Source organism: Lentisphaera profundi (genome assembly GCF_028728065.1).
GTDB classification, from domain to species: domain Bacteria; phylum Verrucomicrobiota; class Lentisphaeria; order Lentisphaerales; family Lentisphaeraceae; genus Lentisphaera; species Lentisphaera profundi.
In genome coordinates this window covers 910,479-925,864 of the sequence record NZ_CP117812.1, presented here as the reverse complement: position 1 = coordinate 925,864, position 15,386 = coordinate 910,479, and the positions used below count along the sequence as shown (strand labels likewise).

The window sequence follows — 15,386 nt, the reverse complement described above, 5'->3', positions numbered from 1 at the left end:
GTACTTTTCCACAGATTGCGTTTGAAGAAACAAATCCTCCCGTTAAGTTTGATAAAAATACGACAGGCGTATTTAAATTATTTAAGTTTACATAAATGTAATTATTATCATAACTAGCAGGTGTAACAATTATGGAAGTCGCAGGCAAAGCAAGCAAACTCACTCTCACGGACCTTAAGAGTCCACAAATAAGAACCTTTTGGATTACAGCCATCGCCTTCTTCATGTGTTTCTTTGCATGGTTCGGCATTGTCCCTTTTATGCCAGCGGTTATCAAGGATCTAGGCTTAACACCTCAGCAGAAATATAACTCTATTATTGCTGCAGTATCCGGAACTATCTTTGCCCGCTTACTGCTTGGTAAACTTTGCGATAAATATGGTCCACGCCTTTGCTACACCTGGATGTTACTTTTGGGCTCACTTCCCGTAATAGGCATTGCCTTTGTTCAAAATTATGAACAATTTATTTTTTGCCGTATTCTCATTGGTTTTATTGGCGCCTCTTTCGTAATCACTCAAGTTCACACTTCTCTCATGTTTGCACCTAACTGCGTCGGTACTGCTAATGCCACTTCTGCAGGATGGGGCAACCTCGGGGGTGGTGCTAACCGCCTTGGCATGCCCATCATTGCGGCTATCGTAATTGCCTGTGGCGTCGCTGAAGCTGACGCATGGAGATGGTCAATGGGTATTGCTGGTGTTGTTTGCTTCCTTATGGGTATCGTCTATTACAAATTCACACAGGACACACCTGAGGGGAATTTCAAAGAACTGAAAGCTTCTGGGAAAATCAAAACTGATGCTCAATCTAAAAAAGAAGGCAGTTTTATGACGGCAGCTAAAGATTATAGAAGTTGGATCCTATTCTTCGTCTATGCAGGTTGCTTCGGTATAGAGCTCACTGTCTATGGTATCATGGATGATTATCTCCAAGCACAATTTGGACTTACTCGTGGTGCTGCTGGTACTTTAGTCGCTTGCTTTGCCCTGATGAATATTTTTGCCCGTACACTCGGCGGAATGTGTGGAGACAAATTCGGTATCAAAAAAGGTCTTAAAGGTCGTGTTCAATTTCTTATGGTGATTTTGATCATTGAAGGCCTGATTCTAGCTACTTTTTCTCAAATCACTTATTTTCCTCTCGCCATTGTCGTTCTTATTCTCTTTAGTTTGAGTGTTCAAATGGCCGAAGGTGCCACCTTTACGGTCGTTCCCTTTATTAACAAAAAATGCGTCGGCTCTGTTTCTGGTATCGTCGGTGCCGGTGGTAATGCAGGCGCAGTTCTTGCTGGGATTCTTCTTAAAAGTCAAAATAAAGTAGCTGAAACTGAAGCGGCTGGTATCTCCAACAGCTTCCTTATTCTCGGTGGAATCATTGTATTTGCCGGTGTTAGCACCGCCTTAATCCGCTTCACTGCGAAAGATGAAGCCAAAGCAGCGGCAGAAACTAAAAAGGCTTTAGTTGGTGCTGTTCCCATAGCTGCTTAAGCCTGAAGAACTACAGATTTGCTTATTATTTAGTACTTACTATTCCCACTTATTTTCAAATAAGTGGGATTTTTATGGCATATAAATAATATTACACTTATGTAATTAACCGATATATGATTACTTTTTTGTACTTTTTTATATAAAATGATATTGACGCTTCACTAAACTTGACTATAATAGAGAAGATTAACTTTCTCAATTATTTGATCATGTTAATTTAAATAAAATATTTTAACTAAAAAAAAATTACATATCGCTTTACGTTTTTATACAATACCTCTATCATTCTTAAGTAATGAAGAAGGATAACTCTAAGTCAAACAAGGATTAGGAAATGAAAAAATTTGCAACTTGCTTCTTAATGTCTGCTCTTGCAGCAACGGCAGCAGAAAAAGCCAATGATTTTGGCGAAATCTTCACTAATGGTGAAGTCGATCTCAAAGCTCGCCTCGGCTATGAGTTTGCAGGCGGACAAGGTCAGGGCAGTGATAAGGATGACGCTAACGCACTCACTCTCTCAAATTATGTTGGTTTTAGAACAGCGGAAATGGCTGGCATCAGCCTCTATGCCCAATATCACTCGAATCAACGTGTTGGCAGTGATTATGATGATACTGAAGGTCATAATAGTGGTAAGTACGAAAAAGTTGCTGATCCCGATGTAACTCGTTGGCAGCAACTCTATGTCGATTTCACGCTCATCCCTGACACAAAAGTACGTGTAGGTCGTCAAGAAATTATTCAAAATGACGCACGCTTTATAGGTAATATCGGTTGGAGACAAACCGCTCAAACTTTTGATGCAGTGAGTATCACCAATAAATCTATCGATAAACTCGAGCTTTTCGCCGCTTACGCTGACAAAGTCAACACTATATTTGGCAATAGCGTAGAATATGATTCAATCATCATGCTTAATGCCAAATATAAACTTAATGATGATCATACTATAACTGGTTTCTCTTACTTTGTTGATGGCGATGAAGGTCTTAAAAAGAAAGGTGGGAATGCTCATAAAGGGGCTACCACACTTGATTCTGCTACTTATGGTGTTCGCGCCGATGGTAAATTTGGTGATATTCTTTACGATGTGACTTATGCCTACCAAACTGATTACCAAGATTCCGATGATCATGAAGCTCACTTTGCTCACCTTTATGGTGGCTATAAAATGGGTGACTGGACTCCAGGTGCTGGTTATATGTTCATTGATGATGCCTCATCTGATGGCAAAAGTTTTGATACGCTCTTCTCTACGGCTCACAAGTTCAATGGTTGGTCAGATCGTTTTCTGGGAACCAATGGCGGTACACTCACTGATGGCCTACAAGATTACTACTTGGATGTAAAAGGTAAATTCATGGGCAATAAAGTCGTTCTTGCCTACCACTATTTTGATGATGTCGCAGGTAATGATGATTATGGCATGGAGTACAATGCTCTAATTGCTCGCAAACTTACTGACAATCTCACTGCCTCAGTGAAAGCTGCTTACTTTGTTGGTAATGATGATCGCGGTGATGCTTACGCTAACGATGACATGAACGTCTGGCTTCGTTTAGATTATGCTATAGGCTCAAAAATTAGTGATATTTTTAAGTAAACAGTCCTAATACACAAGCTCATTTAAGCCCGGCATAATTAATGCCGGGTTTTTATTTGCCTTTTTCTCTTAGTTTAATCTGATTTATTTGCCTCGATAGATTGACTTAAAACAATCCCTCTGTAAAATACTGAGATATAATCTCATTAACTAGGAATGAATGTAAAATGAAAAAATTACTTATTCTCGCACTGGCACTTTTGTTTGCTTCTTGCGATAACAAAACACAAAATGACAATTCACACATAAGTGAAACAAAACCTATCCAACAAAATCCTGAAGCAGAACAGTCTCTACTGATCTATACCGGCCGTAAAGCAAAGTACGCACAACCCCTCTTTGATCTTTTCACCAAAGAAACAGGAATTAAAATTACTGTTAAAGAAGGCAAGACAGCCCAGTTAGCCAATACAATTCTTCGTGAAGGCAAAAACTCTCCTGCTGACCTCTTTTTTGCCCAAGACTCTTCCAATCTCGGTGCCCTCTCTAATGCTGGCGTTCTTGAAGTCCTTGCTATCGATACATTAAAAAAAGTTGACGCCCGCTATGCAGGCCCCAAAGGAGACTGGATCGGAACTTCTGGCCGTGCCCGAGTTCTTGTCTATAATAAAAACATGGTGAAAGCAGAAGAATTGCCCAAAAGCATTACTGAACTCACTGATCCTAAATGGAAAGGTCGCTTAGGATGGGCTCCAAAAAATGGCTCATTTCAATCCCACCTTACAGCGATGACGAAAGTTCTTGGCAAAGAAAAAACAGCTGCATGGGTCAAAGACCTCAAAGCTAATGAAGTTAAAGATTACCCGAAAAATACTCCCATTGTGATTGCTGTCGCAGAAGGCAAAGTAGCTGCAGGCCTCGTGAATCATTACTACCTTTACAAAGTTCGCCAAGATATGAAAGAAGCACTTGTAGCTGAAAATCATTTCTTCGCAGACGGCGATGCAGGCATGTTCATCAATGTCTCTGGTATTGCTTTACTCAAAAGCTCTAAAAACCAAGTCGCTGCTCAAAAATTCATTAATTGGATTCTGAGCGAAGAAGCCCAAACCTTCTTCAAAAATTCTAATTTCGAATACCCTCTCGCCGCAGGCGTCAGTGCCTTTGCAGAACTCAAGCCCCTTGAGCAAATCAATCCAGTCGAGATTGACCTTGGCGATCTCGATAAAGTTGACGAGACGATAAAGATCCTTGAAGAGAACGGCGCACTCTAATTGAAGATAAAAAGTTCAGACTTATTTCTGAAACTTATTATTTTGCTAGTAGCATTTTTTATGCTACTACCTTTATACGTTTCACTAAAGGATGTCCTTAATTCAAACTATGACTTAAGGGCACTTTTTGAGACCCGTGATCTCTACCCCACAATTGGTCGAAGCTTACTTTTAGCAAGTCTCACTGCTATTGGTGGAGCCTTCATTGCTGTCCCGCAAGCCTATTTCCTTTCTCGCTATAAAATTCCCATGAAAAAACTATGGTTAATCCTTTGCGTCTTACCCTTAGTTTTCCCTTCTTACATATCTGCCTACAGCTACTTGGCGGCTTTTGATAACATGGGATTCTATGAAAATATCACTGGCTGGAAATTCCCCTTCAAAATTAGCGGAAGTCTTTTTGGGACATGGATGAGCATGACTTTAGTCAACTCGCCACTTATTTTCCTCATGACCTACGCCGCCCTCCAACGCCAATCTCCCTCATGCGAAGAAAGTGCGCGACTCCTTGGTTCCAACTCCTTTCAAATCTTTACACGCATCACTCTTCCCAGTTTAAAAATCCCCATTGCATCAGGCATGCTCCTGGTATGCCTCTACACCCTAAGTGATTTCGGTACTCCCTCCATCCTCAATTACAAAACCCTGACCTACTACATTTTTCAGCATTTAGACCGTGGCAGTTTTGATCGAGCCTCTTTTTTCGCTCTCATCCTTATTGTAATAGCTTTCTTTTTTCTGCAATTAGAGGTCTATATGACCCGTCGCCGGAGTCTGATTACAGATAATAAATCGCGCCATATCAGCCACTACTGTAGTCCATTAAAAACCACTGTAATCCTAAGTTTTTTTTCCGCATCAGTTTTTCTTTCTTGCCTGCTACCTCTCGCCACTATCCTCTACTGGTTTTCCAAAGGAAAATCAGAACTGATGTTTAATAAAGAACTCTTTAGTGCCGCAAGCAATTCTAGTATACTCGCCGTTGCCGCAGCCATCATCGCCACCTTATTTGCCATCCCCACTGCTTGGTGTGCGATTCGTAAAAAAGGCCTCTTTGGTAAATTTGCCGATCGCATCAGTTTTCTTGGCAATATGTTCCCCGGCCTGGTCATCGGCCTTGCCTTCGTTAGTTTTTTTGTCTCCTTTAATATTTTTGGCTACTCCTTCTACCAAACCCTATGGCTGCCCATACTCGGCTGTGCCATTCGTTTCCTACCCCAAGCGGTGAGCTCCGTAAAAACGAGCTTAGTCCAAATTAACCCGCGCCTAGAAGAAGCCTCACAAGTCTTAGGCCACAGTGATTTTCATACTAAGCTCAAAATCACCGCCCCTCTCTTGCGACCAGGTGTTCTAGCTGGCTTTGCCCTCGTCTTCATCTCCACTCTTAAAGAATTGCCCATCACCCTACTCCTGGCCGAGCCCGGTAAGTTTTATCTTACCCAAAACATCTGGAACTTGATCGATGATGCCGAATACTCCCGAGTTGCGGCACCCGCACTTTTATTATTGGGAATTAGTTGTATATCTCTCTACTTTATCCTCAACCAAAAATTGATTAATAGTGATGACTAAGCCACTCCTTTCCATTAAAGATCTCAGCTGCCACTTTGCTAAATTCTGTGCCGTAGATAAAATCTCCTTCGAACTTATGCCTGGCGAGTGCTTCGCTTTATTAGGTGCCAGTGGCTGTGGAAAAACCACTGCGCTCAGAGCTATTGCAGGATTAGAGACACCTAGCGGAGGATCTATTCATCACCGCGATCAGACTTTTTTTGATGCCAAGACAAACCTATTAGCTAATCTTCGCAATACTGGCTTCATCTTCCAGGACTACGCCATCTTTCCCCATTTAAGTATTCAGGAAAACATTACTTTTGGAATTAAAGATAAAAGTGAAAAAAAGAATATTCTTGAGCGCATGCTCACACTCTTAGGTTTAGAAGAACATGCAAAAAAGATGCCTCATCAAGTCTCAGGCGGCCAACTACAACGAGTTGCCATTGCTCGTACACTTGCCATCAAACCCAGCCTCGTACTCATGGATGAACCTTTCTCCAATCTTGATGCCACTCTCGCTCGACGCCTTCGCAATGAAATCCGTGGGATTTTTAAAGCTGAGGGCATCAGCTCCATTTTAGTCACACACAACCAAGAAGAAGCCTTTGATTTTGCCGATAGATTAGCCGTCATGGAAAAAGGTCAGATCCTCCAAATTGGTACTCCCGAAGAACTCTATCAGCAACCGCACACAAGCCAAATCGCTTCATTTTTTGGCCACTGCCAAATTATTTCTGGCAAAGCTCAAGGCCATACTGCCACGACAAGTATTGGTGAGATTCTTCTTCAAAAAAATATCAGCGGCAAGTGCGAGATCCTCTTACGTCCAGAAAATCTTCGTATTGATCTATCTGATGAAAGTAGCTCTATAATTAAAGACATTCGCTTTCTTGGTGCCCGCAAAGAACTCACTATCCAAGTTCCCGACACCCAAATCTTTGCCAACGTCAGCTCACGCACGCAAATCAAAATTGGCGACAAAGTAAAAATCACTCCCATCGAAGCCTGTCCCGCATTTTAAAATAGACAGAAGCATTATTCAGATATCTCATGGATTCAGGTAATAGTCTTTTATCAAAATTTATTGCTACTTACCAAAAAATGCCTCATCTCTTGCTTTAGCAAGCCCCATACAAGAAGACACTAAGACCTACTAATTTAGCCTTCCAGTCAACACAAATTATAGCTGCTATGCACAGTACTCAGGAAAAAGAGCTAGTGAACTGCCCTTAAAAGTAAGTACTCTATGAAAATACTTGAAAAAATTCACTCAAGGCTTCTTAGGCTCCTCCCATAGATTAATGTGAGTTAAAATCAGCTTAATCACGTATTAATATTTAGCCTTCAAGCGATTACAACTGCTCATGAAATCACAGAAAAAGCCCTTCTCTACAAGCATCATACGATCAAAAAAAGAGAGGCCAGAAAAAAATATCGAAAAATATCGAAAAAAGACATTTCTGCGCTTGAAGAATACGTGAAGATGGATACTTTCAAGCCGTCACTAACTGACAGACGTGAGTTGTTAGCTCAGTCGGTAGAGCAACGCCCTTTTAAGGCGTGGGTCCTGGGTTCGAGCCCCAGACAACTCACCACTTTCGTCACTGTTATGAATCATAAATCGCTGGAGATTAAAATTGGAAAATAGTTACATTGCTAATGCATTAGAAGTAATCGGCGACAAAAACATTCTTGTTAACCTAGCCGCTAAGCGTGCAAGTCAAATTAACAAAGGTGACCGTCCCTTAATCGACACACCACGTGACGCTAATAACCGTCCCTTAGTCCTCTCCACTTTAGAAATTGCTCTAGTAGAAATTGCTGAAGGAAAAGTTACATTCGAGAAAATCGACGCTTAAGATAGACCACATAATTTTCTAAAACCGCCTATCGGCGGTTTTTTTTTACCCAGGGAGCAAAGATGACTTTTTTAGATCAAAGCAGCGAAATTGAACGAGTTTTGACCAGGGCTCTAGAAGAAGAAAACATTGCCTTAGATACTGAATTTGTATGGACAAAAACTTTTTACCCTATTCCAGGCTTACTGCAAATTAAATCTGCAGGCGAAATTCATCTTATTGATCTTTTAATCGAAGACTTCCCTACGGCCATCCTCAAGCAAGTTCTTGAAGATAAATCCGTTTGTAAAATTTTACACTCCCCTGATCAAGACCTTAAATTATTTAAATTGTTTTGTGGTGCCGAAGCTAAAAACATCTTTGATACACAACTCGCCTACGCTTTCACTGGCGCCTTGAAGCAAGTCAGCTTAGCCAAACTCTGTGCTCATTTAGTCGATGTGGAAATCTCCAAAACTCAGCAAGTCTCTGACTGGACCAAACGCCCACTGACTGAATCTCAACTCATTTACGCTGCCGAAGACGTGCGTTACCTCATAGAAATCGCCGATATCTTACGCAATCAGCTCAAAGACTTAAATCGTTATGATTGGTTTATTGAAGAAAATCAAGTTTGTACTGAAAACCCCGCTATTTACGAAGAGACCACTGCCGAACTCGCTTACAAAAGAGTCAAACAATTCGGACGCCTGCCCATACGCTCCCTCGTTTACCTCCAGAAAATGGCTGCTTACCGCCATGAACTGGCTCACAAACGCAATATCACACCCAACTTTATCTTTCATCAGAACCTCTTATTTAAAGCTGCCCTACACACCTCCAGTGATCACGGACAGTTTATCCGCAATGGCTTTAACGAAAGGCAACTAGAAAAACATTACAAAAATCTGCAGGCCATCGCCAAATCTGTGCAGGCAATCAAAGATGAAGATCTCCCTCGAAATATGCTCGCTAAAGAACCAAGCGCTAGCGAAAAAGCACTCATCAAAGAATGTGCCTCGGCAATGGACAAGGTCGCAGAACAACACGACCTAGATCCCGGACTCATTTATGCCCGCAATCATATTAAAAAGATCATCCTTAAGGCTGAAAAAAATCCCTTAAACTTAAATATCCATGGTTGGCGAAAGGAAGTTTTAGGGGATACATTTGAGAAAATTATCAATAAATAGGCCGAACTAAAACTCATGTACATTTCTAGTCCCACTAACCCTCGCATTAAACACATTGTTAAACTTCGCGAACGTCGCTACCGCGACAAAGAACAAACGATGATTATCGAGGGATTTCGCAGTATCTACCGCGCTGCCGACAACGGAATATTTCCCAAAGAGCTTTATATCTGTCGTGATTACTTCTTAGGAAAAAACGAAGATGAACTCATTGCCAAACTTCAAAAAGAAGGCAATACCCAAATCTTTGAGACTGAAAAAAGTGTTTTTAAAAAAATCTCCTACCGCGATCGCCCCGAAGGATTGCTAGGACTCACCTCCTACTTCCGCAAGCAAGTTAATGATCTCCAACTCAGTGATTCGCCCTTACTCGTTGTGGCTCAATCAATCGAAAAACCCGGAAACCTAGGCACGATCATACGCTCGGCTGATGGCACCGGTGCTGATGGTTTAATCTTATGTGATAAATGTACTGACCTCTTTAATCCCAATGTTATTACTGCATCCACAGGCATGTGCTTCTCTCTACCTATTGCCGAAGACAGCAGTCAAGACGCCATCAACTACCTCAAAGAAAATAAGATCACCATCATTTCGGCCACCCCTCATGCCGATAAGCTCTACACCGAAGTTGATATGACCGGGCCTATTGCGATTATTGTGGGCGCTGAACAATATGGCTTAACAGAAGAATGGATGGAGCAATCCAGCATCAATGTCAAAATACCCATGCTAGGCAAAGCTGACTCTTTAAATGTGGCCACCGCCACCACGCTCTTACTCTATGAGGCAGTACGTCAACGTCAGCAATGAGCGATCTCTTCTCCTATAAAAACGAAGAGCCTGAAGAAATGCCTTTAGGCAAACATACTATATTTGCCTCAGTCTTACGTCATCTTTTTGTCTCGGACGATAACGCCTATTGCGTTTCAAAATTCTTCGCCGATGAATTAGGCGAAATTACTGCTGTGGGAGAAATGCTCTCCACTGCGACTCCCGGACAGGAAATCGAAGCTACGGGAACTTGGATAAAGCATAAGCAATATGGACGTCAATTTAAAATCGACTCCTTCACGATAAAATTACCCAGCTCTGAAATTGGCATGATCCGTTACTTATCAGAAAACCTACCTGGTATTGGAAAAAAAACTGCCGAAAGTATTGTTAAACATTTTGGCGCAAAAACTTTTGACATCCTTGACAACTACACCGCGCGCCTCAAGGAAGTCCCTGGCCTTGGAAAAAAGCGCATCGAAGAAATCTCGCGTACATGGGAATATGGCAATCAAGAAAGAAATTTAAAAGTCTTCCTTCAAGGCCTAGGCCTCAGCGCACGCCAATGCTGCCTGATCATGGAACAATACGGCGATCGAAGTGCTGCCGTAATTAAAGACAACCCTTACCTCTTAGCGGAAAACATCCGCGGTATTGGCTTCATTCAAGCAGATAAGCTTGCTCAAACACTCGGCATCGAGCCCACAAATCCCTTTAGAACGGCCTCTGGAATAGTACACACCATCAAAACCCAAAGCCTCGATGGTCACACCTGTATGCCGAAAGAGTTCCTGCTAGGTAAAGCTCAGGAAATCTTAAAAGTTGAGACAAAATATATCTTAGAAGGACTAGAACGCGCCCTGAGTGACGGCACAATTATCTCCGAAACTCACCAAGAAATAGACTACCTCTACGAGCGCTATCTTCATAAAGATGAAGAAAAACTTATTGAACATTTAGCCGCCTTCATTAAACTTGATAAACAATACGCACTGACTCCTTCGCAGTTCGATTTAGCCAATGGCGAACTCAACGCAGAACAAAAACAGGCCGTGCAAACAAGCTTTGACAAACGCATCAGTATCATCACTGGTGGCCCCGGCGTAGGCAAGACAACCACGGTAAAAGAAATCGTTAAGCAAGCACGAAAAAACGGAAAAAGAATTCGCTTAGCCGCTCCCACAGGACGAGCCGCACAACGCCTAGGCGAGGCTTCTGGAGCAAAAGCCCTTACTATCCATCGCTTATTAATGAGCGACGGGGAAAGTGACGGGGAGTTTATTTATAATGAATCAAAAAAACTAAAATGCGATATCCTCGTAGTTGATGAAGTCTCCATGCTCGATTTAAGTTTAGCAAGAAAGCTATTTGCCGCCATTGATCAAAACGAAACACACCTCGTTTTAGTAGGCGACCCCGATCAACTCCCTTCAGTTGGACCCGGCTTTATTTTAAATGATCTTATCCAATCACAACTCATTCCTGTCACGGCCTTACACCAAGTCTTTCGCCAGGCAGCTTCAAGTCGAATTATTACCAATGCTCACCGAATCAACGCCGGGCACCCCCCTGATCTAAGTCAATCAAAAAATCAAGACTTAGACGATTTCTATTTTATTCATCAGGATAATCCAGAAAAGCTCTTTCCTATAATTGCCTCTATGATTAAAGAACGCATACCCAAAAAATTTGATATCGAAGCCAAAGACATCCAAGTCCTCATGCCCATGAATCGTGGTAAATGTGGTTGCGAAGCACTCAATCTCTACCTACAAGAAGATTTAAACAACATCCATAAAAAGCAATTTAATTTCGGGAAAAGCCGCTTTATTTTAGGTGATCGTGTGATCCAAACTGTCAATAACTACACCAAAAAAGTTTTTAATGGTGACATGGGTTATATCGTAGACATCTCAAATGAAGACAAAAATTTCATTATTGATTTTGATGGATTGCAGACCGCCTATGACTTTGAAGAAGCCGAGCAAATTCGCCTAGCTTATGCTATTACAATCCACAAGTCACAGGGCTCAGAATTCCCTGCGGTTATCGTACCCATGAATAATAGTCATTATATAATGCTGAAGAAAAACCTTCTCTACACAGCTATAACTCGAGCCAAAAGCCTCTTAATCCTCTGCTCTAGTAGACAAGCAATCTCACAATGTATTGCCAACAAAGGCACACGCAGACGCTTCACTTTACTTAAATATAAGCTACAGATTACAAGGATGGATAATCCGTAAAACGCTCTACCTCATCTTCAAGCCACTCATTAAAGCGTTTGTCGACCTGAATCTGCACATCCATCTTCTTCATGCGTTTGTTTTTGATTTTTAATTGTGTATGAGACTGAGGTGTCTGTACTAAGACCTCTTCTTTTTCTTCATCCACACCGATTAATTCACGTCGGTAAAACGGATACAAGATCTCTCTTAGATTTGGCATCGGCTTACATTCTTGATTTCCAATATTATTATCTACGTTGAAATGAAGAGCCACAGATGAAATCCCTGCGTATATAATCGATAGCGCCGCTAGCAAGCCAAATAAAATATTACTCTCTGGTATCCTGCTTAACAACATCAATAACCAAAGTGGAATCAAATATTGATCTGAGCTAAATTTACGGATTTGCAAGGCTGTATATTGAGTAAAAAAGGGAAGTGAATTTACTGGATTACGCAATAGAAAAAGCATTATAGCAGTAGACAAAAGTGTAAATGACAAACTAAGCGTAGGGTGCACACAATGACCAAAAATAATCAAGCTCGTGAAAAGTAGGCCTGGCTCAAAATAGACTAAGGTTTTTGTTCGACTCTTTTCGACTACTTTTGGATTATGAGAAGGAATAATATTTAAACGGCCACAACTATTGCAATTCATTTGCTGATCAATCGCAGAGGGACGTACTTCATGCTCGAACCCGCAATGCTTACAAGCAAACTTCACAGGTCTCTACTTTCTGCAGAATCTTTCTCTATCATCTGTCGTTCAATATCTTGCAAACCTAAACTCTCTGATGTCTTTTTTAAAAATTCTTTCTCTTGGTGACTCATCGAATCCCAATCTCCTCCCATGAGTTGATAGGTCGATTCATAAGCTTCCAAAGAATCAAGAGACGGCAAACCCATCTCTTTACGGATTTTTTCTTCAATTTCACGGGTCAAGTCTTTCGAAACACGTAAACGCTCTGCGCGCTTATCTATTTCACGCCTTTCGGCTGGAGCCATGATCCCGTCCTGTAATAAAATACGCATAACGTCTTCAAGCAAGTCTATTGGGCTAGTAACTATACGATCTGGGAAAGTTCTTGTTTCTTTTTCTTGATCTAATTTCTCAAGTAGCTCATTCAAATCTTTTAAAGCTGCCATAGAAGACTGATAACGCTGATCACGATCAACACATAATAATTTTTCGACGAAATTTTCCACATCCTTTGGACAGTCGATTTTAAAATCTTGCAGTTTTTTATAGTTCTCAGATTTCACCATTGAATAAATATCATCCAAACGCATATCTCTCGGAATATCGTAGAGCTTCTGCCCTGTTAACATCTCATAGAGAATCGCTCCACAAGAATAGAGATCTGCGCGACTATCTATATCTTCTTTACCAGCTAATTGCTCGGGGGACATATAACAAGGTGTCCCTACTGGCATGAATTCTTCATCACTTAAAACACCACCCTCTTCTTTCGGAAGGTGAGCAATACCAAAATCACTAATTTTAGGACGTCCTTTTGGGTCAAAAAGTATATTCTCAGGCTTCACATCACGGTGCACAACCCTCATGCGATGAGCCGCAGATAAACCATCCAAAATTCCTTTCATAATTTGGACTGCTTCATGAGCAGAGAATTTACCCTTCTCTTTGATCATCGACGCTAAGTTACCTTCCGATAGATACTCCATAATAATAAAAGCATATTTCTCTTGGTACTCAGCATTGAAAATCACAACGATATTTTCATGATCCAATTGCCCTGCAATTCTAGCCTCTTGCTTAAAGTGATCAAAGACTGCATCACCTTCTGATGAAGCTCTTTTGAGTAACTTCATTGCCGCCAAACGTCCTATCATCATATCTTGCACGAGATATACAACACCATATCCACCCTGACCTAGTGCACGCATCACCGTGTACCGATCCTGTAAGTGACTAGGCAACTTCGTCGAGCTCATTTCTTGAGATTCAAGATTAAAAGCAATCGTATCATTTGGGCCCTTTGATTTAGAAAAGGGCGCTCCTAATAACGATAACAACCTCTTGGGAAAAGAAGGTTTGTTTTCAGAAGACATAAATTTTCCTTAATTATTCCTTTCCTGAATTTTCGCTAAAACCAAGTTCTTGAGCTTTAGAAAAATATTTTTCTGCTGCATCGCTTTCGCCTAAGGCTTTTAGAGACATTCCTAATAAATGATTTAATTCCGCTTCATTTCTATCGCGAGGACGCAGCGACTCTAAGGCTTTACTAAGGTCAATTTTTGCCTTATCAAAAAGCTCTAAACCAATACGACATTGTCCTCGGAGCATGTATGCTCTCGTGGTGAAACGTGGACTTGTCGCTGCTTTAGTTAGTGGATCTAATGCCTCTTCAAACATTCCACGTTCAACCAATATCTCGGCAAATGCCATATTGTTTTTAGGATCATTCGGGAAATGCCCCACCTGTTCACGCGCACGATCTAAAAGGATATCTTTCTTGGTTTGCTCAAGATTTGCGATCTCCGCAATCGCTTCTTCTCTTTCGAGCTCCGTACTTGATTCCTCTAAATGGTCTTTCCATGAGTCTAGTGCATTATCAATACGCCCTTCTACTGCAGTAAAGACTAATTTTTGAAGCTGCACATCTACTGCATGCTCCATATCGAGCGCTTCTTGCAAAATCTCAACGGCTTGATCATACTCGCCTTCCCGGATGAACTCACGTGCCAGACGCTTACGAGTATCCACCGTATCATTGCCTTGCATTAATTCCTGCACGTAGTGATCTGAGCCCTTGGTGATAATTGTCGTATTACGAGTACTCTGCATGGTCTGAGTTTCATAGGCATCAAATTTCACTTCTTCGCCTTCTACTTTCTCTTCTTTATTGCCATCAAGACCACCATCATCCATCGCCATTCTTGCTTGCGATGAGTTATGCATTGTCACAATTCTCTCATCTTTGGGGTGATACTTGCGAAGCTTTTCACAAAGCTCTACCGCCTTAATCCCAAGTCCGTTTTCATTATATATTTGTGCCAGGTATAGGTTCACATCTGCATCAGTCGGATTATAACGTGATGCCAACTCCATCACATCTATTGCGACCCAATTCATCTCTGCTTCGGTTGCTGCTTCCGCAAGTAAACGACTTGCCGACAAATTACTCGGGTCACTAGCTAGAACCTCTTCACAAAGACGCATGGCTTTAAAGTACTCACCCTTACGAATTAAACCGGGAATTTTCACTGTAAGAGTCACCGAAAATTTCATGGCTACCATGGCTTGTTTCGCAGAGCTAGGCTTACCGCCGAACTTCAATAAGGTCGCCTGTCTCAATGATGTACGCGCTTCTTTTAATGCCGGCACTTGCTTTAAACAATTTTGGAATAAATCTATTGCATAGTCATAATTTTTTTGCTGTAATGCTTCTTCTGCTCTTGTGTATAATTCACGCGTGCGTTCATCAACTTCTTTTACAGTTTTTGGCTGCATATAGTCTCCGG

At 41.4% G+C, this 15,386-nt stretch carries 12 protein-coding genes and 1 tRNA gene; 10 read left to right on the top strand and 3 right to left on the bottom strand.

Annotation, left to right across the window (positions count from 1 at the left end; all coding sequences use genetic code 11):
* Window positions 1–131: 131 nt before the first annotated feature.
* From PQO03_RS15185 to recD2, 10 genes are all read left to right on the top strand, one after another.
* Window positions 132–1,490, top strand: coding sequence for an MFS transporter (locus PQO03_RS15185; protein ID WP_274154037.1), 1,359 nt, complete (start codon window positions 132–134; stop codon window positions 1,488–1,490).
* A gap of 337 nt (window positions 1,491–1,827) precedes the next feature.
* On the top strand, window positions 1,828–3,096 hold the full coding sequence (locus PQO03_RS15180; RefSeq protein WP_274154036.1) for an alginate export family protein: 1,269 nt from the start codon (window positions 1,828–1,830) through the stop codon (window positions 3,094–3,096).
* Window positions 3,097–3,263: 167 nt separating this feature from the next.
* The gene (locus PQO03_RS15175; protein ID WP_274154035.1) at window positions 3,264–4,310 is read left to right on the top strand and encodes an iron ABC transporter substrate-binding protein; all 1,047 of its coding nucleotides are present in this window, start codon (window positions 3,264–3,266) and stop codon (window positions 4,308–4,310) included.
* A 60-nt stretch (window positions 4,311–4,370) separates the two neighbouring features.
* Window positions 4,371–5,882 (top strand): ABC transporter permease, encoded by a 1,512-nt coding sequence (locus PQO03_RS15170; RefSeq protein ID WP_274154034.1) that lies wholly within the window; start codon window positions 4,371–4,373, stop codon window positions 5,880–5,882.
* Entirely contained in the window at window positions 5,875–6,888 is a 1,014-nt protein-coding gene (locus PQO03_RS15165; protein WP_274154033.1) for an ABC transporter ATP-binding protein, read from the top strand. Before PQO03_RS15170 ends, PQO03_RS15165 begins: the two co-directional genes overlap by 8 nt.
* Window positions 6,889–7,386: 498 nt before the next feature.
* A tRNA-Lys gene (locus tag PQO03_RS15160) sits at window positions 7,387–7,462 on the top strand.
* 42 nt (window positions 7,463–7,504) lie between these two features.
* The gene (gene rpoZ / locus PQO03_RS15155; RefSeq protein ID WP_274154032.1) at window positions 7,505–7,726 is read left to right on the top strand and encodes a DNA-directed RNA polymerase subunit omega; all 222 of its coding nucleotides are present in this window, start codon (window positions 7,505–7,507) and stop codon (window positions 7,724–7,726) included.
* Between the two features lie 62 nt (window positions 7,727–7,788).
* Window positions 7,789–8,898: a ribonuclease D gene (locus tag PQO03_RS15150; RefSeq protein WP_274154031.1), complete on the top strand. Its 1,110-nt coding sequence runs from the start codon at window positions 7,789–7,791 to the stop codon at window positions 8,896–8,898.
* Between the two features lie 15 nt (window positions 8,899–8,913).
* On the top strand, window positions 8,914–9,711 hold the full coding sequence (locus tag PQO03_RS15145; RefSeq protein WP_274154030.1) for a TrmH family RNA methyltransferase: 798 nt from the start codon (window positions 8,914–8,916) through the stop codon (window positions 9,709–9,711).
* Window positions 9,708–11,918, top strand: a complete 2,211-nt coding sequence (gene recD2, locus PQO03_RS15140) for an SF1B family DNA helicase RecD2 (RefSeq protein WP_274154029.1) — start codon at window positions 9,708–9,710, stop codon at window positions 11,916–11,918. The genes PQO03_RS15145 and recD2 overlap by 4 nt, the downstream gene beginning before the upstream one ends.
* Here the strand turns inward: recD2 and PQO03_RS15135 are convergent.
* The 3 genes from PQO03_RS15135 to PQO03_RS15125 are packed head-to-tail and all read right to left on the bottom strand — an operon-like array spanning window position 11,896 to window position 15,375.
* Window positions 11,896–12,624 (bottom strand): hypothetical protein, encoded by a 729-nt coding sequence (locus PQO03_RS15135; RefSeq protein ID WP_274154028.1) that lies wholly within the window; start codon window positions 12,622–12,624, stop codon window positions 11,896–11,898. The genes recD2 and PQO03_RS15135 overlap by 23 nt on opposite strands.
* Window positions 12,621–13,973, bottom strand: coding sequence for a serine/threonine protein kinase (locus PQO03_RS15130; protein ID WP_274154027.1), 1,353 nt, complete (start codon window positions 13,971–13,973; stop codon window positions 12,621–12,623). The genes PQO03_RS15135 and PQO03_RS15130 overlap by 4 nt, the downstream gene beginning before the upstream one ends.
* A gap of 13 nt (window positions 13,974–13,986) precedes the next feature.
* A complete protein-coding gene (locus PQO03_RS15125) occupies window positions 13,987–15,375 on the bottom strand; it encodes a tetratricopeptide repeat protein (protein WP_274154026.1) in 1,389 nt (462 codons plus the stop codon).
* Between the last annotated feature and the right edge of the window lie 11 nt (window positions 15,376–15,386).

Excerpts from the sequence above, each read along its gene's own strand:
- PQO03_RS15170 (WP_274154034.1), top strand. The coding sequence starts at position 4,371 with ATGCTACTACCTTTATACGTTTCACTAAAGGATGTCCTTAATTCAAAC.
- PQO03_RS15145 (WP_274154030.1), top strand. The coding sequence starts at position 8,914 with ATGTACATTTCTAGTCCCACTAACCCTCGCATTAAACACATTGTTAAA.
- PQO03_RS15125 (WP_274154026.1), bottom strand. The coding sequence starts at position 15,375 with ATGCAGCCAAAAACTGTAAAAGAAGTTGATGAACGCACGCGTGAATTA.
- PQO03_RS15165 (WP_274154033.1), top strand. The coding sequence starts at position 5,875 with ATGACTAAGCCACTCCTTTCCATTAAAGATCTCAGCTGCCACTTTGCT.
- PQO03_RS15185 (WP_274154037.1), top strand. The coding sequence starts at position 132 with ATGGAAGTCGCAGGCAAAGCAAGCAAACTCACTCTCACGGACCTTAAG.
- PQO03_RS15175 (WP_274154035.1), top strand. The coding sequence starts at position 3,264 with ATGAAAAAATTACTTATTCTCGCACTGGCACTTTTGTTTGCTTCTTGC.
- PQO03_RS15180 (WP_274154036.1), top strand. The coding sequence starts at position 1,828 with ATGAAAAAATTTGCAACTTGCTTCTTAATGTCTGCTCTTGCAGCAACG.
- PQO03_RS15150 (WP_274154031.1), top strand. The coding sequence starts at position 7,789 with ATGACTTTTTTAGATCAAAGCAGCGAAATTGAACGAGTTTTGACCAGG.
- recD2 (WP_274154029.1), top strand. The coding sequence starts at position 9,708 with ATGAGCGATCTCTTCTCCTATAAAAACGAAGAGCCTGAAGAAATGCCT.
- PQO03_RS15130 (WP_274154027.1), bottom strand. The coding sequence starts at position 13,973 with ATGTCTTCTGAAAACAAACCTTCTTTTCCCAAGAGGTTGTTATCGTTA.